The sequence below is a fragment of the Priestia sp. AB genome, assembly GCF_028369225.1.
GTDB classification, from domain to species: Bacteria; Bacillota; Bacilli; order Bacillales; family Bacillaceae_H; genus Priestia; species Priestia megaterium.
Genome location: NZ_JAQMYN010000002.1, coordinates 610226 through 634944, shown reverse-complemented (window position 1 = coordinate 634944; position 24719 = coordinate 610226). Strand labels below are relative to the sequence as shown.

General features: G+C 33.4%; 25 protein-coding genes and 1 riboswitch. Of the genes, 21 read left to right on the top strand and 4 right to left on the bottom strand.

Translation table 11 applies throughout. The features are described 5' to 3' along the window. Positions 1 to 90: 90 nt before the first annotated feature. Entirely contained in the window at positions 91 to 648 is a 558-nt protein-coding gene (locus tag POF52_RS09435) for an HPP family protein (RefSeq protein ID WP_271992099.1), read from the bottom strand. 233 nt (positions 649 to 881) lie between these two features. Between POF52_RS09435 and POF52_RS09430 the strand changes: the two genes are divergently transcribed. After that, positions 882 to 1673 (top strand): histidinol-phosphatase HisJ family protein, encoded by a 792-nt coding sequence (locus POF52_RS09430; RefSeq protein ID WP_271992097.1) that lies wholly within the window; start codon positions 882 to 884, stop codon positions 1671 to 1673. Positions 1674 to 1842: 169 nt separating this feature from the next. Next, a riboswitch (cyclic di-GMP riboswitch) is annotated at positions 1843 to 1929 on the bottom strand. Positions 1930 to 2045: 116 nt separating this feature from the next. Here POF52_RS09430 and POF52_RS09425 read toward each other — a convergent pair. Further along, positions 2046 to 2393 (bottom strand): XRE family transcriptional regulator, encoded by a 348-nt coding sequence (locus POF52_RS09425; protein WP_271992095.1) that lies wholly within the window; start codon positions 2391 to 2393, stop codon positions 2046 to 2048. Between the two features lie 214 nt (positions 2394 to 2607). Here POF52_RS09425 and POF52_RS09420 point away from each other — a divergent pair, with 214 nt between their 5' ends. Continuing rightward, positions 2608 to 3048, top strand: coding sequence for a hypothetical protein (locus POF52_RS09420; RefSeq protein ID WP_271992188.1), 441 nt, complete (start codon positions 2608 to 2610; stop codon positions 3046 to 3048). 141 nt (positions 3049 to 3189) lie between these two features. Here the strand turns inward: POF52_RS09420 and POF52_RS09415 are convergent, their stop codons facing one another. Then, positions 3190 to 3633 (bottom strand): VanZ family protein, encoded by a 444-nt coding sequence (locus POF52_RS09415; protein WP_271992093.1) that lies wholly within the window; start codon positions 3631 to 3633, stop codon positions 3190 to 3192. Between the two features lie 290 nt (positions 3634 to 3923). Between POF52_RS09415 and POF52_RS09410 the strand changes: the two genes are divergently transcribed. The 19 genes from POF52_RS09410 (at position 3924) to POF52_RS09320 (ending at position 23570) form a co-directional block, all read left to right on the top strand. Then, positions 3924 to 5096: a metallophosphoesterase gene (locus POF52_RS09410; protein ID WP_271992092.1), complete on the top strand. Its 1173-nt coding sequence runs from the start codon at positions 3924 to 3926 to the stop codon at positions 5094 to 5096. Positions 5097 to 6718: 1622 nt separating this feature from the next. Continuing rightward, positions 6719 to 7486 (top strand): tyrosine-protein phosphatase, encoded by a 768-nt coding sequence (locus POF52_RS09405; RefSeq protein WP_271992187.1) that lies wholly within the window; start codon positions 6719 to 6721, stop codon positions 7484 to 7486. Between the two features lie 45 nt (positions 7487 to 7531). Further along, a complete protein-coding gene (gene galU, locus POF52_RS09400) occupies positions 7532 to 8416 on the top strand; it encodes a UTP--glucose-1-phosphate uridylyltransferase GalU (protein WP_271992091.1) in 885 nt (294 codons plus the stop codon). A 15-nt stretch (positions 8417 to 8431) separates the two neighbouring features. Continuing rightward, positions 8432 to 9139, top strand: a complete 708-nt coding sequence (locus POF52_RS09395) for a sugar transferase (protein WP_271992089.1) — start codon at positions 8432 to 8434, stop codon at positions 9137 to 9139. A 14-nt stretch (positions 9140 to 9153) separates the two neighbouring features. After that, positions 9154 to 9546: a glycerol-3-phosphate cytidylyltransferase gene (gene tagD / locus POF52_RS09390; RefSeq protein WP_221782194.1), complete on the top strand. Its 393-nt coding sequence runs from the start codon at positions 9154 to 9156 to the stop codon at positions 9544 to 9546. A 68-nt stretch (positions 9547 to 9614) separates the two neighbouring features. Beyond that, positions 9615 to 10598 carry a glycosyltransferase gene (locus POF52_RS09385; RefSeq protein WP_271992088.1) on the top strand — a complete coding sequence of 328 codons (984 nt, stop codon included), beginning with the start codon at positions 9615 to 9617 and terminating at the stop codon, positions 10596 to 10598. Beyond that, complete coding sequence (locus POF52_RS09380; RefSeq protein ID WP_271992086.1) at positions 10585 to 11868, top strand: oligosaccharide flippase family protein; 1284 nt, start codon at positions 10585 to 10587, stop codon at positions 11866 to 11868. The genes POF52_RS09385 and POF52_RS09380 overlap by 14 nt, the downstream gene beginning before the upstream one ends. 22 nt (positions 11869 to 11890) lie before the next feature. After that, positions 11891 to 12784 (top strand): glycosyltransferase, encoded by an 894-nt coding sequence (locus tag POF52_RS09375; RefSeq protein WP_271992084.1) that lies wholly within the window; start codon positions 11891 to 11893, stop codon positions 12782 to 12784. A 41-nt stretch (positions 12785 to 12825) separates the two neighbouring features. Then, positions 12826 to 14181 carry a hypothetical protein gene (locus tag POF52_RS09370; RefSeq protein ID WP_271992082.1) on the top strand — a complete coding sequence of 452 codons (1356 nt, stop codon included), beginning with the start codon at positions 12826 to 12828 and terminating at the stop codon, positions 14179 to 14181. Positions 14182 to 14200: 19 nt separating this feature from the next. Beyond that, on the top strand, positions 14201 to 15283 hold the full coding sequence (locus tag POF52_RS09365) for a CDP-glycerol glycerophosphotransferase family protein (protein WP_271992080.1): 1083 nt from the start codon (positions 14201 to 14203) through the stop codon (positions 15281 to 15283). Positions 15284 to 15354: 71 nt separating this feature from the next. Then, the gene (locus POF52_RS09360; protein ID WP_271992078.1) at positions 15355 to 16068 is read left to right on the top strand and encodes an acyltransferase; all 714 of its coding nucleotides are present in this window, start codon (positions 15355 to 15357) and stop codon (positions 16066 to 16068) included. Then, on the top strand, positions 16065 to 17456 hold the full coding sequence (locus POF52_RS09355; protein ID WP_271992076.1) for a glycosyltransferase: 1392 nt from the start codon (positions 16065 to 16067) through the stop codon (positions 17454 to 17456). The genes POF52_RS09360 and POF52_RS09355 overlap by 4 nt, the downstream gene beginning before the upstream one ends. Position 17457: 1 nt before the next feature. Next, positions 17458 to 18615, top strand: a complete 1158-nt coding sequence (gene cps2T / locus POF52_RS09350; protein ID WP_271992075.1) for a beta 1-4 rhamnosyltransferase Cps2T — start codon at positions 17458 to 17460, stop codon at positions 18613 to 18615. Positions 18616 to 18631: 16 nt separating this feature from the next. Then, a complete protein-coding gene (rfbA, locus tag POF52_RS09345; protein WP_271992073.1) occupies positions 18632 to 19534 on the top strand; it encodes a glucose-1-phosphate thymidylyltransferase RfbA in 903 nt (300 codons plus the stop codon). After that, positions 19531 to 20085, top strand: a complete 555-nt coding sequence (rfbC, locus tag POF52_RS09340) for a dTDP-4-dehydrorhamnose 3,5-epimerase (protein WP_271992071.1) — start codon at positions 19531 to 19533, stop codon at positions 20083 to 20085. Before rfbA ends, rfbC begins: the two co-directional genes overlap by 4 nt. Positions 20086 to 20092: 7 nt before the next feature. Further along, positions 20093 to 21103: a dTDP-glucose 4,6-dehydratase gene (rfbB, locus tag POF52_RS09335; RefSeq protein ID WP_223546409.1), complete on the top strand. Its 1011-nt coding sequence runs from the start codon at positions 20093 to 20095 to the stop codon at positions 21101 to 21103. Then, positions 21103 to 21951, top strand: a complete 849-nt coding sequence (gene rfbD, locus POF52_RS09330; RefSeq protein WP_271992069.1) for a dTDP-4-dehydrorhamnose reductase — start codon at positions 21103 to 21105, stop codon at positions 21949 to 21951. Before rfbB ends, rfbD begins: the two co-directional genes overlap by 1 nt. A gap of 163 nt (positions 21952 to 22114) precedes the next feature. Beyond that, positions 22115 to 22870 (top strand): YveK family protein, encoded by a 756-nt coding sequence (locus tag POF52_RS09325; protein ID WP_271992067.1) that lies wholly within the window; start codon positions 22115 to 22117, stop codon positions 22868 to 22870. Next, entirely contained in the window at positions 22860 to 23570 is a 711-nt protein-coding gene (locus POF52_RS09320) for a CpsD/CapB family tyrosine-protein kinase (protein WP_271992065.1), read from the top strand. Before POF52_RS09325 ends, POF52_RS09320 begins: the two co-directional genes overlap by 11 nt. A 51-nt stretch (positions 23571 to 23621) precedes the next feature. On the opposite strand, the gene tagU is transcribed toward POF52_RS09320, so the two are convergent. Next, on the bottom strand, positions 23622 to 24578 hold the full coding sequence (gene tagU / locus POF52_RS09315; protein WP_271992064.1) for a polyisoprenyl-teichoic acid--peptidoglycan teichoic acid transferase TagU: 957 nt from the start codon (positions 24576 to 24578) through the stop codon (positions 23622 to 23624). Positions 24579 to 24719: the final 141 nt, after the last annotated feature.

Sequence of the window (24719 nt, the reverse complement as noted above, 5' to 3'; positions counted from 1 at the left end):
AAATGAACCCTGAAACAGCAAAACACGTAGTGCAGTAAGCAAAAACACATAAAAAAGACGTCTTCTATGAGGAGACGTCTTTTTTATGTGTTAAACCCAATACCTGGGATACTGCCGATCTTGAAATAAATTGTTATACACGGTAGAAATCAGTACAACCACACACGCACAAATCATAATAATACCTAAATATCCCCAGCCGGCTTGAGTATTAATAGCTACAATTGCGCTCGCTGCAGCGGGAGGATGAACGGTTTTGGTAAGAATCATTAAAATAAGAACAAACGCAAGCACAATGGCGATAGTGATTAGACTTCGATGAAATAAACTCCAAATAATAAGTGCGGAAACCGTTGCAAGCAAGTGCCCTCCCAGTACGTGACGCGGCTGTGATAAAGGACCTTTATGAGCCCCAAAGACAAGCACGCAGCTTGCGCCAATCGGAGCAAGTGCCATTGGATAGCCAAGCGCTAGTGCAATCGCACTGCTGATGATAATGGCAATTAAGCCTCCGATCGAAGAAACGACCGCATCTCTATAATTGATTTTCGGTTCTTCTTTTAGTTCTCCTTTCATCTTTTTAGCATAAGAGCTTAAGTAAGACAGAAAGGGATTTTTTGTTTGAGAGAAACTTTTTTCAATCTGCATTTCTTCTTTCCTTTCTCTTGTGTAAGTAAAATTTGTTTGTCAAGTTGTATGTCAGAACATCTGCTATATTAAGTTAGTTTATAAGAAAACAAGGATTACTGGAAGAGGAAAAATGTCTTTTTTTACTGGAAATACTCTTTATGAACGAAAAAAGGCGGGATAGGCGGTATAAAGGGTATCTATGTGCAGGGAAAGCAAGAGAGAGGTATAATAAACCTAGAGGTGACTAAATAATGTATCTAGTAGACTACCATCATCACACGAACAATTCATTTGACTCACAGGCAGTCATGAAGGAAGTGTGCGAACAAGCTGTAAAAAACGGCATAAACGAAATTTGTTTTACCGAGCACTTTTCATTAAATCCATTAGCGCCAACGTACGGTCATATGGATTTTGATAAATACGAACGAGAACTAGCTGAATGCAGAGATCAGTTTCAAGGTCAGCTCGTGATTAAAAAAGGAATTGAAATTTGTGAGCCTCACTATTTGAAAAAAGAATATCAAAAAACAATGAAGCAAGAGAAGTTTGACTTTATTTTAGGATCGGTTCACAACATTAATAACATTAAGCTTCGCAAACACTTGGAGCTGAACGACAAAGAAGCCATTTACCGCACTTATTTTAATGAAATGTATAAGCTAGTAAGCGAAGCGGATATTGACGTGTTGGCTCATTTAGATTTAATGAAGCGCTATGCGTTTGAGCAGTACGGCATTTACGACTTTCATCAGTTCAAAGATATTTTGGCGGATATTTTGAAAAAAGCCATTGAACGTAATATTGGAATTGAAATTAACACCTCAGGCATGAGAGGAAAGCTTGGTGAAGCACTGCCGGCACTTGAAGTTGTCGGGCTATACCGAGATTTAGGCGGAGAAATCTTAACGATTGGGTCTGATTCGCACTTTGCTGAAACCGTAGGAGCTCATATGAAAGAAGCAGTTGAAATGGCAAAACAGTGCGGATTTACGGAAATTTATACATTTGATCAGCGTCAGGCAAAAGGAATTCGTATTTAAAAGGTAAAACTGGAAAAAGCATGCTCAAACCAGAGCATGCTTTTTATATTCAATTACGCTTGAATTTCGATAAAAATTTCCGAGCCTCTTCTACCGTCAGTCTTAGTGTACGAGCTGCTTGCATCAGGTTAACCCATTCGCGACCAATTGACAGTATATTTTCCTTCTTCATTACGGTTCAGCCATCGCAGCCATAAGTGCCGTTAGATCTGAAGCTTTGCGTTACTATTTTTTAATAGTTTTTCCCTTATCTGGAGAATTTGTAATAGTTATCACATTTGTAGCTTAAGGTTATTGTATAAAATACTATTAATAAAAAATGTCGAAATGGGTCAATATTCATAATGGAGTTATAAAATTAGTGAATTTCAGTTAATCTGTAAAGTCATTCATTTTGCGGAACTTTAAATAACATTGAAATTCCACAAACTCTTCTTTGGTCATGCCATCTTTAATTGCTTGCTCAATTAAGTAAAGCCATTCTTTATTAATAAGTGGTTTTGAAGGTGATACAGGATGACTATTTTCAGCTTCAATTAATTCATCAATCGTTGTATTAAGAGAAGACGCAATTTTATTAAGCATGTGAAGAGAAGGGTTATTGTTTAGTCCTTTTTCTAAATGAGATAAATATGATTTTGAAATTTTGGCTTTTTCAGCTAGCCGTGTAATGGAATATCCTTTTTTTAACCGCAAACTTTTAATTTTGGCTCCTACCACATTCAGCCCGTCCTTTTCTTATGTCTTTTGTTCATTATAATGTATATAAACATATTCAGTAGGTGTTTATCCTAAAAAAATGTTCTTTATAAAGAAAAATATTTTTAATTTTAAAATAATTTTGATACAAAGGTCTCTGGTAAAATTCATATCTAGTTCATATAAACCGTTCACAATACTAATAGATAAACCAAAGACAGGAGAGATGAACGTGATGTGGAACAATGAATGGAATAAATGGATCAATTACAGGGAATTAAAAAGTGAATTAAAAAAACAAATGAATGACGTGGCGGAACGTGAACGGGAATATGCTTTTTATAAACAGCTCGAATTTGGAACAGGCGGAATGAGAGGGGAGCTTGGTGCGGGACCGAACCGCATGAATATCTACAGTATTCAAAAAGTCACAGCTGGACTCGCAAAATATATTGAAAGAAATGGAATTGAACCAAAAAGACGAGAAGTAGTGATTGCGTATGATTCCCGCCATCAGTCATCAGAACTTGCCTTAGAAGCGGCCAAAACATTAGGGATGCACGGTATTAAGACATATGTATTCCAAGAGCTGTGGCCAACACCAGAATTATCGTTTGCCGTACGTTATCTTCGTGTTTACGCAAGCAATATGATTACAACAAGCAACAGAGAATAGAAGTGAGAAGAGGTTGCAGGAAATTCAGGCAAATGTAATGAGTGCAGTAGAAAATACTATATACAAATAAAAAAGCATCAGGCTAGAGCCCGATGCTTTTTTATTTATATATCTATTCTTTCAGCAACGCCTATAACTCTATCACGTCGAAGACTTTCTCACTTTATACAATATAAATAACATTAAAGCTGCTCCGAACGAATCAATCATTACATCCACAATCCGACCATCCCGGCCAATGATAAAAGCCTGATGGACTTCATCTAAAAAAGCAAATGCTGCGAGACAAAGCCACGCTTTTACATAACGATATCGCTGTTCCTTTAAATTCCAGTAAAAAAGCAGACCCAGCATGCCGAAAAAAGAAAGGTGAGCAATTTTTCGAAGAATGAATTCCAAATCAAATCCGTATGTATACGACGTATAAAACTCGCTGCCCGGATGCAAAATGGACCAAAGCGTAGCGTTATGATCCCAAACGGAAGAATTTGTCCACGTGGAAGGATCTGTAACTAGTAAATGCGGAGTATGAGAGAACTTTGAGATAGATAATAGTAAAAGAATTAATAAGCTTCGTTTTAACATGTTAGAAAAACCCATTTCTTCATAAAATTTTTTCTTAATCATAAGAAAGGTTAAAGTAAATTGCAAGGAATTAGTAGAGGTTTTTAGGAGGATAACCCGGTTCTTGCTATTTTCTTTTAATATTAAAAGATAACTAGGTTTAGTTAAAGTTTTATAATTTGCTAGAAATTTAAATGGAACAAGAGAATTTATCACTAAAATGTAATGTATAAAAAAACATTTTGATGATAAAATTGCCATACAAACAACCCAATACCAATAGGTATTTTATAGTGAAAAGGAGAGAAATATTGAAAAAAATTCTTTTAATATTGAATTTAGTTGGTATAATTCTTTTTTTATTTCTACTAGTTAATAATAACAGAAATACGGTAATTATTTTTAAAGAAAATAAAGTTAGCGAAAGGCAAAGAATTATAAATGAAGAACTCGACAAAGTAAAACATGAAGTTAATCAAATAGAGGGTAAAGAAGCTTTTAGTTTTGGATTTGTAACGGATTCACATTATGAAAGTGGTATAGGTGGTTTACAACAATACTTTTCTCTCCAAAGTATAAGTAAAGATATACCTATGCGCTTCATTGTTCATGGTGGTGATATAATTAATGGCTATAAGAAGAAAGGTCAAAGCTTAAAGGATTTAAATAAAATGAAACGAATTCTAGCGGATACACATTTACCTGTGTATTTAGTTAAAGGAAATCATGACGACAATTCGTACTATGTAAGAGATACGCAAGAATCCACGACTGTAGATATGATAACAGAAAAAGAATGGAAAGAAAATGTGGATGATTTATCTAAAAATGAGATCGTTACAGATGAGGACAATCCCTTAGGAGCATACTATTATAAAGATATAAATGATGTAAAGGTTAGGGTAATTGTACTAGATAGTAATGATGTTCCAGTTATTACTACTAGTTCAGGGAAGCCTAAATATTATGGAATTAATAAATATGCTTTTTCTAGCCAACAGTTAAAGTGGGTAGCTACTAAAGCTTTGAACTTTTCTAGCAAGAACAATTCTTCGGAATGGCAAACGATATTCATTTCACATGTTCCTTTATACGCTTCAATGAGTTTACCCAATGATCCTCCAATTGTTAATTCTAGTGTAATGGATGCTATTATTTTGGCTTTTAAAAATGGAAAGAGTATTGATATTCCTGAAAGAACAGACGAATTCAGGCATGACTTTATGCATTTAGATTATGAAAAACAAGGGAAAATGACTGTAATTGGTTACTTATCAGGCCATACCCATGCTGAAAAAAGTCAAGTGATAAATGGAATTGATTATATAACATTTTTGCATGCTTTAGCTCGGCCAGATGGAGGCCCACAAAGGAACACTCTAATGACTGCTGGAGCTTGGAGCATAGTAACAATTAATACAGAAAAAAGAAAGATTTTTATTACGGGGTTTGGAGCAGCCACAAATAGAGAATATACCTACTAATAGAGAGACAACAAGTATTCACAATGAAATTGTTGTACAAGATACAAATGCTAGGCTAGCAGTGAAAATTGCAAACTCGACAGTAAGTGTATTTAAAAAAGGAAGTACCTTGAGTATGATAATGAGAGTATTTTAGCAAAAGCTCAACTCCATGAAACGTTAAGTTCAATTGAGTCACAGCCGCTATTAAATATAATGATCGCTATTGTTATGTTATAGGGGTTAATGGTAGGTGTATTATTATTTCTATTAAAATATGTAGATGACATTATTAAAGATGAGAAAGCTATTGAACATATTATGGAACTCCTATTATTGAATTTACCTCACTCATTGATGAAGAAGAGTTAAAATTATCATTAATTTCTTCTCCTTCTTTAGCGCCAGTGAGGGGAGGAACTCACAGTTTAAAAAAACAAAAAATACAGAATCAAAGAAATTAGCTTATATGTGTAGCTTAATTTTAGATGAGAACCAAAATCTCTGATTTCGGAGCAATATCGAACGCTGCTTACGAATATTCAATTCTCAAACGTTAATCTTAACATTAACATTCGTTTTATCATCGTAACTTCTTCATTTTAAAAAGAAGGAAAATCAACAACTACAACAAACCTAGCACTAGTATTCGCTCAGCCAGGAAAAAGATTTTTTTCGTAGGCGTTGATTTACGTAAACCTATAGTTCGATATATATTTCAACTGAAAAATCATATGGGCTTAACGAATGTATTGAAAAAGTAGATTACAGTAGGTTTGATGTGTAAAGCTCGCATATCGAAGATTTATGAATCCTGACAAGTGGTTCTATTCCACTGGGTATGGCTGAGTTATGAGGATTACAAGCGATGGGAGATTTATTTGAAGAAATGTATAGGCTAGTTTAATATTATTACTTTTGATACACTTCCAGTTCTTCTAGTAGCAGCTGTCCATGTTTTAGTGAATCAATGCCATTGCATTATGCTGGTTATGAAGAGTGGAGCGGTAGAAAAGGATGTGGCTTTAAAAACTAAGGGTATTCTAGAAAGTACAAATGTTAAATTGCTTGGATTCGTATTAAATCAAAAAACAGCCAGTATTATTATGGAACTAAATCTTAACTTTAAATAAAACTCTCTTGTAACAGATGATATTATTCATCTGTTATAGGAGAGTTTTATCATTCAGGGGTGTAAATTATGTTTAAAAGTGTGTCAGGATAATTGAAATAGATACATATAACTGTTTCATAGAGTTCGGATTTATATAATTTGTAATAAAAATGTAATAAAAAGTTTTATGAAAATAACAAAGAAAACGCTATCATTTGCTAGGAGTGATTTTACATTTATATAAGGTATTGTATAATGTAGTAAAAATAAATAATCTATATCATGTAATAATCGAAATTGCATTTTTAGTATTTTTTCAGAATAATTGTGTGGATATTTCCATTAAGTCGGTCCACATTCTTTTTATTAAAGAGTAGAAGTTAATTATTTTACCAACAAAATAAGACATAAAAAACCTTTATATACGTATTATATGACTTTCGACAAAATAAGACATTGAACCTATAAAAGCGTTATGATACTATTGAAATTGCTTTTTCTGGGACTTTAGTTGGAAGGGGTGCTTATTATAATTGATATCCACTGTCATATATTACCCGGAGTCGATGATGGAGCTAAGTCAGTTGAAGATAGTGTAGCAATGGCTAGGCAAGCAGTATCAGAAGGCATACATACAATTATTGCTACGCCGCATCATAAGAATGGAAAATACATAAATGAAAAACAACATATTATAAACGACGTAGAAAAGCTGAATGAAAGGTTAAAGCAAGAGGGAATTCCTTTACTAATTCTACCGGGTCAAGAATGTAGGATTTACGGGGAAATGTTAGAAGATTATCGATCTAACAGCGTTTTAACCTTAAATAACAATAACAAATATGTGTTTGTTGAGTTTCCTTCTAATCAAATCCCTCGATTTTCTGAACAATTACTGTTTGATATTCAATCAGCAGGTTTAACACCTATTATTGTGCATCCAGAAAGAAATACCCGCATTATTGAGGATCCGAACATTTTGTACAACTTTGTAAATAAAGGTGCTTTAACTCAAGTAACTGCAGGTAGTCTTACTGGAAAATTCGGTAAAAAAATCAGAAAATTTTCTTTAGAATTAATCAATGCTAATTTAACTCACCTTATTGCTTCGGACGCCCACAATATATCTGGCAGACAATTCTGTATGAAAGAAGCTACGGAGCTGATAGAGCAAGAATATGGAGCACAGCAGCTTTATGTGTTTTATGAGAATGCAGAAGCAGTTGTAGATGGATTAGCTTGCTTTAAAGAGATTCCTGAAAAAATTAAGAAGAAGAAATTCTTAGGGATATTTTAAACTAATGGTTATTTAAATAAGTAGAGATAGAAAGAAGGAGTAAAAATGAAAACAGTAAAAAAAGCAATTATTCCAGCTGCTGGACTAGGTACAAGATTTTTACCCGCTACGAAAGCAATGCCTAAAGAAATGCTACCGATTGTAGATAAACCGACTATTCAATATATTGTGGAAGAAGCAATTGATTCTGGTATTGAAGATATCATTATTGTAACTGGTAAAGGAAAAAGAGCCATTGAAGATCATTTCGACTATACGCCAGAATTAGAAAACAATTTAATTGAAAAAGAAAAATTCGATATTCTTGAAAAGGTGAGACAATCATCTAATGTTGATATTCATTATATTCGTCAGAAAGAACCTAAAGGGCTGGGACATGCTGTATGGTGTGCACGCAATTTTATTGGAAACGAACCCTTTGCTGTCTTATTAGGAGACGATATTGTCCAAGCAGATACACCTTGTCTTCGTCAATTAATTAATCAGTATGAGCAAACATTATCTTCAGTAATTGGCGTTCAAACCGTAGCAGATAATCAAACTCATCGATATGGCATTGTAGATCCTAATGGCAATAAAGACCGCCGATACGAGGTAAGTAATTTTGTAGAAAAGCCTGCTCCTGGAACAGCACCTTCTAACTTAGCTATTATGGGACGCTATGTATTTACGCCAGAAATTTTTAAGTTTTTGGAAAAGCAAGAAATTGGTGCGGGTGGAGAAATTCAATTGACAGATGCCATTCAAAATTTGAATGAAATTCAGCGTGTATTTGCTTATGATTTTGAAGGGAAACGTTATGATGTCGGAGAAAAGCTTGGCTTCATTCAAACTACATTAGAATTTGCACTGCAATATCCGGAACTTAAAGGCGACCTTTTAAATATCATGAAAAATTTACTAGAAAAAGAAGCAGCTCATATTAAATAAAGAGAGGGGGAGCAAATGGTGACACAATTATTGCACGACAAGGAACCAATTAGGCCGACCCACCAAAATAATGAAGCATTATTAGCTCAATCGTTAATTACAGTCAATGACTCTCGCACATATTTGATAATGAAAAGGTTGATGGATGTTACATGCTCTATTCTAGGTCTGATATTTCTATCATTTGTTTTTGTTGTGATTGCCCTAATTATTAAATTGGAAGATCCGAAAGGGCCTGTATTTTTTTCACAAAAAAGAATTGGAAAAGATGGAAAATCATTTCATATGTACAAATTTCGCTCTATGGTAACAAATGCTGAAGAGAAACTTCAAGAGTTGCTCAAGTACAACGAAACAACTGGTGCTATGTTTAAAATGAAGAATGATCCAAGAATAACTAGAGTAGGTCGCTTCATTCGTAAAACCAGTATTGATGAACTTCCTCAGTTATTTAACGTATTAAAAGGAGACATGAGTCTTGTAGGTCCTCGTCCACCTTTACAGCGTGAAGTAGATGAGTACACAGAGTACGACATGCAAAGATTACTAGTAACTCCTGGATGCACTGGCTTGTGGCAAGTAAGCGGTCGTAGCAATATCGGTTTTAAAGAAATGGTAGAATTAGATCTTAAATATATTAAAACACGAAATTGTAAAGTTGATGTTAAGCTTGTGTTAAAAACTGTGAAAATTATGATTATTCCAGATAAAAGTGCTTTTTAAAATGGAGGTAAAAAATGAAAAAGAAAATCGTAATAACATACGGAACGTTTGATGTCTTACACTATGGCCATATCAACTTATTAAAAAGAGCTAAGGCATTAGGTGATTATTTAATTGTTGGTATTTCGACAGATGAATTTAATGCATTAAAAGGTAAAAAATCATTTTATACGTTTGAGCATAGAAAGCACTTGCTGAAATCGATCAAATATGTAGATAAGGTAATTCCTGAAGAATGTTGGGAACAAAAAGTTCAGGACTTGAAAAAATATGATGTAGATATCTTTGTTATGGGAAATGATTGGGAAGGGAAATTTGACTTTCTTTCTGAATACTGTGAAGTTACATACCTCCCAAGAACAGAAGGCATTTCATCTACTCAAGTCCGAGATTCACTAGCTACGTGATTTAACAGAAGCACAATGGTTTTTATGTAGTAGCGTTAATAATTTATTGTGTATAAAGGGAGTCTGAAATGTTCATTAATGAAAATAGTATTAATGTTGTAACGGTAACCTATGGGGATAGATGGGGTCATTTAAAGCAGATTATTGAAAGGTTGCATCTTTTTCCTGAAGTTAACTCTATTATTATTATAGATAACGCTTCTTCTTATTCGGTTCAAGATAAGGTAAAAGAGGAATTTAACCATTCACAAAAGGTAACAGTAATTACTTCTTCGACTAACTTAGGGTCATCTGGTGGGTTTAAACGTGGGATTGAAGAAGCTTTAGAAAAAGATGGAGAGCTAATTTGGTTGTTAGATGATGATAATTTGCCTAATGAGAATGCCATTAAAGGTTTTACAAATGCTCAAAAGGCTCTAGGAGATTCAGAGAAATACATCTTATGTTCCTATAGAGAAGATTGGAAAGAACTAAGAAGAAATGGTGGGCAAAAATTAAAAGAAAATACTTTTTTTCAGTTTGATTTAATTAGTAAAATGCCCGGTAAAAATAAAGCAAAAAAGCAGATGCCGGCTTCAGTAAGTAACAACCTTTTAAAATGTGATTATGCTCCATATGGAGGGTTACTTTTTCCTAAAAGTATTTTAAAAGATGTAGGCTTACCTAATGATGACTATTACTTGTATGTTGATGATACAGACTTCACATACCGTATGACAAAACTAGGATATGAAATCTTTTGTGTCGTAGATAGTACGATTACGGATTTAGAGAGTTCTTGGTTTAGAAATAAGAAAGAGCCTATGTTCTTTAGTTTCTTTCGTGCCAACAGCACATACAGAGGACTCATGAATATTCGAAATAGAGTTTATTTCGAAACCACTAACAATAAAACAAATTCGTTTATGTACTTTCTTAATATGTGGGTCTACTTAGTACATGTCTTTTTATTTTATATGCCTAAAAACAAAGGCGGTTTACAGAGATATTTTTCAATTCTAAAAGCAATTAAACTTGGGAAAAAAGGGATATTAGGCAATGAAATTAGATAAGTTAGCTGTAAGTAATATTATTCAAATGGGTCTAGTGCAAGGGTTAAACTATATTCTACCAATCATTATGATCCCTTATTTACTTAGAGTTATCGGGATAGAAAATTACGGAAGAGTGGCTACCGCTTTAGCAATAGTACAATTTCTGTTAATTATTTCAGACTATGGTTTTAATTTTACTGCTACTCAGAAAATTGCTGTTAAGGAAAAGGTAGATAATACATTAGTTAGTACAATATATACGTATAAACTTATATTATCTGGAGTTATTTTGCTAATCACAGCTGCAGCTTTTTTCTTTATCACTATGACACAAAAGGATTTATGGTTTGTAGTGGGTTTTTATCTATTTTTCTTAGGGCAGTCATTTTTACCTGTATGGTTGTTTAGAGGATTAAATAAAATGGTATACGTATCATTTATTACTTTCTTTTCTAAATGTATAACCATTATTCTTTTGTTCTTATATGTGAAGCAAAAAGAAGATTTTTACTTAATGGGTTTTGTCTATGGGATTCCGGCGATTATGGGATTAATTATCTCTGCATTTCTTATGAAAAAGTATGGGATTAAATTTGTGAAAGTTAGATGGGAGAATTTAAGGGAAGAACTAGATAGTGGAAAGGATATGTTTCTTTCGAACGTTATAGGCACGCTTTATACAACCTTAAATCCTATAATTTTGACACAGTTTGCAGGATTATATGCAACAGGTCTCTATTCTACTTGCGAGAAAATAATTAGCGTAGCTAACAGCATGACCAATGCAGTTTCTCAGGCAGTCTATCCAATCGTGTGTAAAAAGATGAGCACTTCTCCTTATGTTTTTCTAAAAAAAGTTAAAATGCCAGTCTCTTTCTTATATTTTGGATGGTGGCCACCAATACTTTTAATAGTAAGTATTCTAGTTGTTTTTCAAAGTGAATGGATTTTACAAATAGTGAATGGATCAAGCAGTGCTAATGAACAAATAACCTTATTACAGGTTATGTTATTTATTCCATTTGCTATAAGCCTAGGGCACCTCTTTGGTATTCAGACGCTTCTAGCTGTAAATGAAAAAAAGAGTGTAAGAAATTCAATTTTTAGAGGGGCTATCCTTAATTTAATTTTAGGAACAACGGGTTCACTTCTTTTTGGAGCTCTTGGAATGGGAATTTCTGTATTGATTTGTGAATTTGTCGTTGGAGCATCAATGTTTCAATTTTTAAGAAGATACATGAGAAGAAACAAAAAAGATATAGCTGAACAATTATCGTACGGAAAATAGGTTAAGAGGTAAGGAGACATTTATGATTAAGTTAACTCCTATAATTGTAGTATATAAACAGAAAATTGATGAATGCCTTACATTTAATACGTTAGCAAGCATATTAGAAACAGATAAATTCAAAAAATTTATCGACTATGTTGTCATTGTTGATAATTCTGATGAAAAGAAAATATACGAATACAATAAAAATTTTTCTAGTAAATGTAAAGATATTCCTGTTGCTTATATCGGTGAAATGGAAAATATTGGCATAGCCAAAGCCTATAATAATGCTATTGATTTCTTATCTCAAAAAAAAGATGAGCGAGAGGACTGGGTTTTATTATTGGATCAAGACTCATCTTTAAAAGAGGATTTACTTAACCAATTCATTAGTTATGCATCCCACAACCACAATGATGAAGTGGGCATAGTAGCACCAAGAGTAATAAGTAAGAATAAGTTGGTCTCTCCGCTTATGGTAGGAGACACACCTCATCATTTTCATGAACCTACTAACCTAGTAACTGGTTTACAACAAGATAGAATGACGGGGATAAATAGCTGTACATTTCTTAAAGTAGCAGCAATTCAAGCAATAAATGGATTTGATGAAAAATACCCTATTGATTATTTAGATCATATAACTTTTTATAAAATATTTAATAGTGGATATAAACTATTTGTTATAGATGTAGAAATATCCCACGATTTATCATTTTATAGTTTTAAAACAGTTCCTTTAAGCAGGTATCTCATTTATTTAGAAGCTAGATTAAATTTTATAAGAGAAGTTAGTCATTTAAATAAACTAGCGACTCGAGATTATGTTAAAGATTTTGTTTTTCTACATTCTAAAAGAACGATATCAAATAGAATGTATAAACATTTTTTTAAAGGAAACAAAGTGTTTCTTAAGGCAATGAGCAAGTAGATAGAGAGATTAATAACTAACGTGTGAATTAGGAGAAAAACATGAAAGATAAGAATATGCCAGTTAGTAATTTATATACCAGCGTTGTGGCTGTATTAATGTTACTAATTGCTTCTAAGGTATTAACATTACGCCTCTCTCAAGTGATATCTCATAATGCTTATTTTTTAAATGATTGGAAAATTTTTTCTGTATTGTTTATTTTTTTACTTTTAGGTGGATTCCTTAGCAAAGGTACTAAGCATGTAAGTATGAGAGAATTTTTGTTAGTATCATTTGCACTATTAATTTTTTCCACGCAGTGGTGGGTAACCATTAATAGTTCAGGTATAGCAAATAAAGAAACAGTTATTCAAATTCTTTTAAGGTATTATGGAGTTTATTTAATTTGTTTAATCATTCTTTTGAAATTGAACAACATAAACTTGAGGTTGCTTTTAAATATTGTCATAATATTTATTTTCATAAATTCACTCTTGGGTATTTGTCAATTTATTTTTAGAGATCCAATAGTGGAAACCATTTATAACGGAGAACCCATTGTTAACTCAATTTATTATCTATCTGGGGTAAGTTCTTCATACACTTGGTTATATGATCTAGGAGCTCAAGTAAGAGCATTTGGATTAGTAGACAGTGGTTTAACTTTAGGGTTACTAGTTGTTTTTGCATTAAGTATTTCTTTTTCAAACTTTTCTTATTTAAAAGAGGGAATGAAGGTTGGAGAGGTAAATCGTGCTAAATTTATTTTTACCATTGTAACAATCATAGTATTAGTTACTAGCTTATATATGACCCTTACGAGAAATATGTATTTAACATTTGCAAATCTTTTACTTTATTACTTCCTGTTTACAGTATTTAAACAACAAGGTGTAAAAGTAATAAAAATAGTGTTCTTAATAGAGTGGATTGCGGGTCTATTTTATGTATTTCTATCCAATAGTTTATATGAAATGTTGTCTAGAGTATTTCCTAATTTAAATATTGAAACTTTTAATAGCCGAGTTCAGACGTATTCGCGATTGGCAGATTTAAACACGAGCAATACTCTGCTTAGTAACTTATTTGGTAGAGGCATTATGCCATCTGAAGATTGGGTAATAGATAACGATATTCTTTCTATTGTAAGTCATATAGGCATATTACCTTATATTATGATGCAGATAATCTTGATTTGGATTATTTTTAAAGGATTAAATTATATGTCTTCTAAAAGCACAACTGAACCAAACTCTTACTATATTAGAGGGTTAATAATCTTTTTAATGACATATCCTATGGCAGCAACGCTAAATTATGTCAGCTATATTTATTTTTGGGTGGCATTAATAACTTCATTTCTTTTATTTAACAAGGATGTTAGAAATGAAGAAAATAGTCTAATTAAGCATTAGATAAAAGGAAGAATGAGATATGAAAAAAAGTGTTTTAGTACATTCAATGAACATGAAAAATATGCTTCCTTTTATAGAGTATTATGAAAGGAATGCTTTAAATAATAGTGTTCGCTTGGTTTTAATAGAATCAAATAATCAAAAGAAAATAGTAACTAAATTAAAAAAGTTATATTATACACATTTCAAAACTTGTGATGGAATTATCTCTGATTACCCAACTCGCTTATTAGAAAGAAGAAACAAGATTAGTATTGCTATGGGGCATGGTACTGCTATAAAAAAGTTCCCTTCGGATGAAGAATTAAAGAACGAATATGCGTTGAGATTATTCCAAGCAGTGAAGTCAGCAGATTATTTTTTAACTACAAGTGAAAGGCAAAATGAATTAGAATTTAGAAATCCTGTATTAGATAAAGACTCTGAAAACCAGTATTTGCCGTTAGGGTTACCCAAAAATGACTATTATTTTGATGTAGTTAAAGTAGAGCAAACGTATAAACTCCAGCGTAAACAGAATAAATTTTCCCAAAATGATTTTATTATATTATATGCTCCAACCTTTCGGGATTATGAAACGTCTGAATCTGTATTTAACGAGAATGATCTACAGTGTATTAATGATTTATTGAAAGAGCAGAATGCTTTTATGATATATCGGCCTCACCCTTTGGGAGGGACCATTGATGAAGAATTGTTAGTAAAACTTAACTTAGAAAGGATTATCCCTTCCAAGAGTTTAGCTTTAGATGCATATCAATCACTCTGCATATCAGATGCGTTAATCTCAGATTACAGTTCTATTTGTATCGAATATTTACCTTTAAACAAGCCCATTATTTCATTTATTTTTGACGAGAAAGAGTATTGTCAAAAAAGAGGATTAGAATTTGATTTTGAGGATGAGAATATTGGTCCTGGAATAATTGTGAAGGAAAAAGATAACTTTGCTTCTGTATTAACTAGTCTATTAAGAGGGGATTTCAATAGTACCTATTGGACTGAGAGAAGAAAACGTTGCTTGGAAACTCATTATACTTATCCAGACGGTAATTCTTCGGAAAGAATTTGGAAACTTATATTAAAGTCACTCGAAGAATAATCTTTAAGCAGAGCTCATTTTTCAATAGCTCTAAAGTATGTGTATGACTGAAATACACTGGAGGTGTATTTATGCAAAGACTTATAAATAAATTAATTCGTAAGATAAAGAAAGAAGATTTTAAATTAGATAAACAAATTCAGCCTGGTGATATTATAAGTATTATATTTCGGAGAGCTGTTATGGTTTTTAGAGGTAAGTTAAAAGCTATAGGAGTAGGTAAGAAAGACGGTATTGTATTCTTGGGGAAAGATGTAAAGCTGTTTCACAAAAAATTTCTTAAATTAGGTAGTTCTATTACTATCGAAGAAGGTGTTGAAATAGATGCCCTTTCTAAAAATGGAGTAATTTTAGGAGATAACGTTCGTATCGGAGCTTATTCTAAAATTAAATGTACAGGGACTATAAAAAATTTAGGAAAAGGGGTAACGATAGGCAAGAATAGTGGAGTTGGAGAATATTCTTATTTTGGCGCAGCAGGCGGTATTACAATTGGACAAGATGTAATTATGGGACAAAATATTAGGTTTCATTCAGAAAACCATATATTTGATCGGCTAGATCTAGCTATTCGATTACAAGGAGTTACTAACCAAGGTATTAGTATAGGGAATGATTGTTGGATCGGAGCAGGCGCCGTATTCTTAGACGGGGTAACCGTTGGAGATGGGTGTGTAATAGGAGCTAATACATTAGTGAATAAGGACATCCCACCTTATAGTGTTGCTGTAGGTAATCCAGTCAAAATTGTCAAAAGTCGAAGAGGATTAGAAGAAGTAAAATGAAAATACTACATTACAGTTTAGGACTGCCACCGTATAGAAGTGGGGGGTTAACTAAATATTCTATAGATCTAATGCTTGAACAACTTCAACAAGGCCATCAAGTATATCTCTTGTATCCAGGTCAAATTAACCCACTCCAAAAGCAAAAAATTAAAAAGAATCAAGCTTATAAAAATATTCAAGTATACGAATTAATAAATCCCTTGCCCGTAGCATTATTAGGCGGGGTGTTTCGACCCGCTAACTTTATGGAAGAACCAAAAGTTAGTTCCTTATACTCTGATTTTTTCATGAGTTTAAAACCTGACCTTATCCATATGCATACACTGATGGGCATACACAGTGAATTTATAGAGCATGCGAGAAAGAATGGAATTAAATTAATTTTTAGTACGCATGACTACTATGGGATATGTCCGAAAGTAAACTTATTAGACGTCAAAGGCGAAATTTGTGAAGACTTTGAAAGTGGACAAAAATGTATTTCCTGTAATGTCAATAGTTACAGCAAGTCATTAATTACCGTTATGCAATCACATCTTTATAAAAATTTTAAAAATAGTTCTTCTATTAAGAAATTAAGAGCTTTGAAAAAAAGTAATATCAAAGGCGTGGAAGAGCAACAGTCTATTAATGATGAGCGTATTGAAGTGGAAAAAGATTCGGAGCTTGCAGAAGAATTTCAACAGCTTAGAAACTATTATATGAACATGTTAAGTATGATGGATATGGTTCATTTTAATAGTGAAGTAACAAAAATCGAGTATGAAAAATATGTAAATGTTGAAAATGAAATTATTTCAGTTACTCATAAAGATATTAAAGACCAAAGAAAAATTAAAAAATATAACAGCGATCAGCCATTACAAATTGGTTTTCTAGGACCTATAGAAAAATATAAAGGTTTTCCTTTATTAAGAAATGCTTTAAAAAACCTCTTAAAAGAAAAAGAAATGAATTGGCATTTGCATGTATATGGTAATGATAGAGTTGTACAACTAGATGAAGATCGAGATTACGTCTCTTTTCATGGACGTTATGAACACAAAGAACTTCCAAATATCTTTGAGAAAATAGATATCTTAATTTTGCCAAGCCTATGGAAAGAAACATTTGGTTTCATTGGTTTGGAAGCTTTATCTAATGGTGTTCCTACAATTGTGACAACATACGTAGGTTTTAAAGATCTTGTGGACAATTATAATACTGGATTAGTAGTGGAACCAAACGAAGAAGAAATCAGTAAAGGAATTAAATATGCTATCCATAACCGAGATAAGCTGGCTGTTTGGAATAAAAATATTTGCACAGGAACATTTAATTCTATTATGAAAGACCACAGTCGATCATTAGAAGTACTATATGAAAAAATTGTAGGAGAAAAATAAGATGAAAAATGTATTTATTATTGGTTCTAAAGGGATTCCAGCTAAATATGGAGGATTTGAAACATTTGTTGAATATTTAACAAAAATGAAAGTTAGTGAAGAAATAGCTTATCATGTTTCCTGTATGGCTGAAGATAACAAAGAATTCTATCATAACAATGTTCGCTGCTTTAATGTGAAAGTGCCTAATATCGGAAGTGCTAAAGCTGTTTTGTATGATATTTTAAGCTTGAAAGAATGTTTGAACTATATAAAAGAAAACAAACTTACTAATTCAATAGTATATGTACTGGCTTGCCGAATCGGCCCGTTCTTCGCTCAATACAAAAGAGCTCTTGAAAAAATGGGCGTCCAAGTATTTGTGAATCCTGATGGACATGAGTGGAAGCGAAGTAAATGGAATTATTATATTAGACAGTATTGGAAACTTTCTGAACGTCTCATGGTTAAACATGCAGATTTATTAGTATGCGACTCTAGAGGAATAGAAGATTACATACAAAAAGATTATCAACGTTATTCTCCAAAGACCACTTTTATTGCGTATGGTGCGACAGTAGAAGAGGCACCATTAAGCCGTACTTCTAGTAAATTAACTGAATGGTATCAAAAACACGGCGTTGAAGCATTTGAATACTATCTAATTGTTGGTCGCTTTGTACCTGAAAATAATTATGAACTAATGATTAGAGAGTTTATGGCATCTAACTCGAAAAAAGACTTAGTCATTATTTCGAATGTAGAACAAAATAGCTTTTATGAAGAACTTTTAAAACGTACAAACTTTAACCAAGATTCACGTATTAAGTTTGTTGGAACAGTATACGATCAAGAATTACTTCAAAAAATTCGTGAACAAGCATATGGCTATTTTCACGGTCATGAAGTAGGAGGAACTAATCCTTCTCTACTTGAAGCACTTGCCTCTACAAGACTTAATTTATTACTAGATGTTGTTTTTAACAGAGAAGTAGGAGCTGAAGGGGCAGTCTACTTTAATAAAGATAAAGGTAGTTTAGCAAAGCTAGTAGATTCAGCAGATTTATATAACATTGATACAATTAATTTAATGTCAAAAAAAGCTAAAAAGCGTATCGTTGAGGAATATTCATGGAAAAAAATTGTTCATGAATACGAAACGTTATTCTTAAAGAATTAATAAAGGAGCTGGAAATATGAAAGGCATAATATTAGCAGGTGGAAGTGGTACTAGATTATACCCTATTACAAGATCAATTTCTAAACAACTAATTCCGATTTATGATAAACCAATGATTTATTACCCATTGTCTGTATTAATGTTAGCAGGCATAAAAGATATCTTAATTATTTCTACGCCTACAGACACTCCACGTTTTGAACAGTTGCTTGGAGATGGAAAAGATTTAGGTATTAATTTAAGCTACGAAGTACAAGAATCACCTGACGGCTTAGCGCAAGCATTTATTATCGGTGAAGAATTTATTGGAAATGATTCAGTGGCTCTAATTTTAGGGGATAATATTTTCTATGGTCACGGATTTACCAAAACATTAGAGCGTGCAGCAAACAGCTCTGAAGGGGCTACAGTATTTGGATACAATGTAAAAGATCCTGAACGTTTTGGTGTAGTAGAATTTGATGAAAAAGGTAAAGCCATTTCTATTGAAGAAAAACCTGCAGCTCCAAAATCAACTTATGCTGTTACAGGCCTCTATTTCTACGATAACGATGTAGTAGAAATTGCAAAATCTATTAAACCATCAGCTCGTGGTGAACTAGAGATTACTTCTGTTAACGAAGAGTATCTACGTCGCGGAAAACTTCAGGTAGAGTTATTAGGACGTGGATTTGCGTGGCTTGATACAGGTACTCATGAATCATTATTAGAAGCGTCTACGTTTATTGAAACTGTAGAGAAGCGCCAAAGCTTAAAAGTAGCATGCTTAGAAGAAATAGCATTTAGAAAAGGATACATCACAAAAGAACAACTTGTTCAATTAGCTGAGCCATTGAAGAAAAACGAATATGGTCAGTACATGCTACGTTTAGCGAATCAAAGTGCATTAGAAAAAATATTGGTAGGTGGAAAAGCATGAATATTATAAAGACAAAATTTGAAGATGCGATCTTGATTGAGCCAAAGGTTTTTGGTGATCATAGAGGTTTCTTCACAGAAAGCTATAATAAAGAAATGTTTCAACAAAATGGAATTGATATGGATTTTATTCAAGATAACCATTCATTATCTCAGCAACCAGGTACGTTGCGAGGCATGCATTATCAGCTAAATGACAGAGCACAAACAAAACTTGTGCGTGTAACAAGAGGGGCTATTTATGATGTTATTGTAGATATCCGAAAGGGTTCACCTACATATGGAGAATGGCAAGGTTTTATTTTATCAGCAGACAACAAACGTCAGCTTTTAGTACCAAAAGGTTTTGCACATGGCTTTTGTACAATTGTAGAAAATACCGAGGTACAATATAAAGTAGACGAGCTGTATTCTCCACAGCATGATAGAGGCATTGCTTGGAACGATCCGACTTTAAATATTGATTGGCCATTTAACAATCCAGTTCTTTCTGACAAAGATACAAAACATCCAACTTTAGCAGAAGCAGATAATAATTTTACTTGGGAGTGATTCAATAATGAATATTTTAGTAACGGGTGGAGCAGGTTTTATTGGAAGTAATTTTGTACGTCATATGGTAGAAACATATCCTAGTTATGGTATTGTAAACTATGATTTACTTACATACGCAGGCAATCTTGAAAACTTAAAAGATATTGAAAGTCATGAAAACTATACGTTTGTAAAAGGTGATATTAACAATAGAGAACTCGTAGATCATTTAGTTAAATATCATAATATTGATGTAATTGTGAACTTTGCAGCAGAATCTCATGTTGATCGCAGTATTACAGAGCCAGATATTTTCATTAAGAGTAATGTGTTAGGGACACAAGCACTTTTAGATGTAGCAAAAGCTAATAACCTAAAGAAATATGTACAAGTATCAACGGATGAAGTATATGGTTCACTAGGCGAAACAGGCTATTTTACAGAAGAAACGCCTCTTGATCCAAACAGTCCTTATTCTGCAAGTAAAGCAGGGGCTGATATGCTTGTTAGTGCGTACCATGAGACATTCGGTATGAATGTTAATATCACAAGATGTTCAAATAACTATGGTCCTTATCATTTTCCAGAGAAATTGATTCCATTAATGGTGACGAATGCTCTAGAAGGAAAAGAACTTCCTATCTATGGAGATGGTAAAAACGTTCGTGATTGGTTACATGTAAAAGATCATTGCGCTGCTATTGATTTGGTTATTCATAAAGGAGAGCCGGGGGAAATCTATAATGTGGGCGGACATAACGAACGAACAAATAATGAAATTGTACACTTAATTGTAGAAAAACTTAACGCTCCAAAAGAATTAATTAAATTTGTAGAAGACCGACTTGGACACGATCGTCGTTATGCAATCGATCCTACTAAATTAACAACAGAGCTTGGATGGAAGCCAAAATACACGTTTGATACAGGAATTGTTGAAACAATTCAATGGTATTTGGACAACCAAGACTGGTGGAAAAACATTAAATCAGGTGACTATGTAAACTACTACAACAAACAATATGGTGATAAATAATGAGTCAAAAAGTCTTAATTACAGGAGCGAATGGACAGCTTGGTAAGGAGTTAGTCGAGCTCTTTACTGAAAAAGGTTTTGAAGTCTATGGATTTGGTCGAGATAAGATGGATATTACAAACCAAGCACAGGTTCAAGAAGTGATTAATACTTTGAAACCAGATATCGTACTTCATTCAGCTGCTCATACACAAGTCGATTTAGCTGAGTCAGAGCCTGACCAAGCATTCCTTATCAACGCATACGGTACACGTAATGTTGCTGTAGCCGCAGAAGCAGTAGGAGCAAAGCTTGTATATGTAAGTACAGATTATGTATTTGATGGCACAACTGATGAACCTTATAACGAATTTTCTCCGACTTCTCCTTTAGGAGTATATGGAAAAACTAAGTTAGCCGGTGAACAATTCGTACGTGATTTACATTCTAAATTCTTTATTGTGCGAACTTCATGGGTATATGGTAAGCATGGAGCGAACTTTGTCAAAACAATGTTGAAATTAGGCGAGGAGCGTAAAGAGCTTTCGGTGGTATCAGATCAAATTGGTTGTCCGACATATACATTAGACTTAGCTAATTCTATTCTAGAGATAGTAACCAGCGAGAAATATGGTATCTACCATGTTTCTAATAGTGGAAGCTGTTCTTGGTATGAGTTTGCAAAAGCTATTTTTGAAGAAGCTGGTATAGATATTCAAGTGAATCCATGTACTACAGAAGAATTTCCTCGACCGGCTGCTCGACCTGCATATTCAGTATTTAAACATATGTCTTTACAATTGAATGGTTTTCAACAGCCTAGAGAGTGGAAAGAGGGTCTCTTACATTTTTTAAGTCAGCAACGTTAGAAAATAATTATTAAACAACAATTAATAAGATTCTAAAGTTCTTAAATTAAAATTTGTAAGGATATAATTATATTACCAAAAAAATATAGATAAATATAACTATGTCTATTATAATAGTCATAGTTATATTGCTTTGATTCAAAAAAAGTATGTGGAGGTCATCATGGAAGAAACAATGAGTATAAAAGAATTGTTTCAGACCCTTAAGAAACGTATCTGGTTAATTGCGTTAGTTACAATTATTGCAGCAATAATTAGTGCAGTTGTGAGCTTCTTTGTTCTTACACCTGTCTATGAGTCAAAAACGCAAATTCTAGTTAACCAAGCTAAGTCTGATCAACAATTGTATAATGCTGCGGAAGTACAAACCAATATCCAATTAATAAATACGTATAATGTTATTATTAAAAGCCCAGCCATTCTAGATAAAGTAAAAAACGAATTAAACTTAGACCGTACGGTTGAAGAGCTTAACGGTCAGGTAACTGTAAGTAGTGCTAAAGATTCTCAAGTAGTCGAAATTACAGTACAAGACTCATCTCCACACGTAGCCGCACAAATTGCCAATAAAACAGCGGAAGTATTTCAGAAACAAATTTCAAAGATCATGAAAATTGACAATGTTAGTGTTCTTTCAAAAGCAGAAGTAAAAGGTGATGTGTCTCCTGTTAAACCTCATCCGTTATTAAATATTGCAATTGCTATTGTCATTGGGTTGATTTTTGGTGTCGGATTAGCCGTCTTACTAGAGTACTTAGATAACACAGTTAAAACAGAGCAAGATATCGAAAGTATTCTTGAACTTCCAGTAATGGGTGTTATCACAAACATTAAAGAGGTACCAAAAGCAACAAACGTAGCAGTAAGGGCACCGTTAAATACTCGTGCTCAGCAAAGAGGTGAAACGTATGGCTCGTAAACGAAAAGACCAGAAAAATGATAAATTACTTACGTTAAAGCGTCGTTTATTAGCTCATAACAGTCCAAAAGATCCTGTAGCTGAACAGTATCGTACGATTCGTACGAACATCCAGTTTTCAAATACAGATCAAGACATTAAGTCTATTGTGTTAACGTCCACAGGTCCTGGAGAAGGGAAGTCAACAACGGCTTCAAACCTGGCAACCGTTTACGCTCAACAAGGGCTTCGAGTATTATTAATTGACGCAGATTTACGTAAGCCGACTGCTCACTATACGTTCCGTTTAGAGAACCATGTGGGGTTAACGAATGTATTAACGAAACAGTCGACGCTTGGACAAGCTGTTCAAGGAACCGAAGTACCAGAACTGTTTCTGCTTACAAGCGGCCCTATTCCGCCTAATCCGGCAGAGCTGCTTGCGTCAAACAATATGACCGAACTTCTTAAAGAGATGAAAGAGGAGTTTGATATGGTTATATTTGATACGCCTCCTGTGCTGGCAGTAGCGGATGCACAGATTTTGGCGAATCAAGTAGATGGTTCAATTCTTGTCGTTAGCAGTGGCAAAACGGATAAAGAAGCTGCAGTAAAAGCAAAAGAGCTTTTACTGAAAGCTAATGCAAAAGTATTGGGTGCCGTGTTAAACAATCGTAAAATGGAAGAAGGCAGTGACTACTACTATTATTACGGTGTGTAAGTTTATGCTTGTTTGAAAGAACCCCTCCAGCCGAAGTTGGAGGGGTTCTTTTTAGTTTAGATTTAAGTTTTCTTTTAATGTGTTGGAAATTTTTGTTCGTTCCGATTCTGGTACATTATAGTAATAAATACCGTTCATTTTTCCACCTGTACCATTAATTTGAATATGTTCGACGTTATTGCGTGCTTCTTTGTAGTTTGATTGAATTTCTTTCATATCATCAAACGTTAAGTTTGTTTTAACGTTATCGCCAATCGCATCTAGGATAGTTCCATAGTTCGTAAGTGATTTAATGCTTGCGCCTTCATCAATAACAGCTTGAATGATTTGCTGCTGGCGAGATTGACGGCCGAAGTCACCGCGTGGGTCATCATAGCGCATACGAGAATAACTTAGTGCTTTTTCTCCGTTTAATTTAAGTTGTCCTTTTTCAAAGTGATGTCCTTCATATGTGAAATCTAATGTGTTGTTTACAGTAACACCACCAACGGCATCTACAATATCTTTAAAGCTTTCCATATTTACTTGTATGTAGTAATCAATTGGTACATTCAAGAAGTTTTCTACCGTTTTAATGGACATATCAACGCCACCAAAGGCATAAGCATGATTGATTTTGTCTTCTTTTCCTTTGCCGACAATTTCAGTACGCGTATCACGAGGGATACTCACCATTTTGACTGCTTTTTTATCAGGGTTTACTGTTAGCAGCATAAGTGAGTCTGAACGTCCGCGATCCCCTCCTCGTTGATCTACTCCAAGCAGTAAAATTGAAATAGGATCATGGTTTGCCAGACTTACTTTTTCAGAGCGTTTGTCTGATTTTTCACGGCTCAGAGGTTCATGCGTACGATTAAAGGTATTCGCCACTGAACTGTACACGGAATATCCATAAATTCCTACGCCTAGGATAAGAAGAAGTATAATACCTAAAGCAATTTTAAATCCTTTTTTCTTTTTTGACCTGCGCTTTTTTCTTCTGCGCTGTACTTCGTGTTCTGTTTCCATTTTTTTATCGTCCTTTACAATTTTTTAGATAAAAAGATTGTGTCATTCATCATGTGACAAAATACACAACTATTCTTCTATCTTATCAAAAAAAATGTCATTTTTAATCATTTTTTATAAAAAATGATTAAAAAATATATT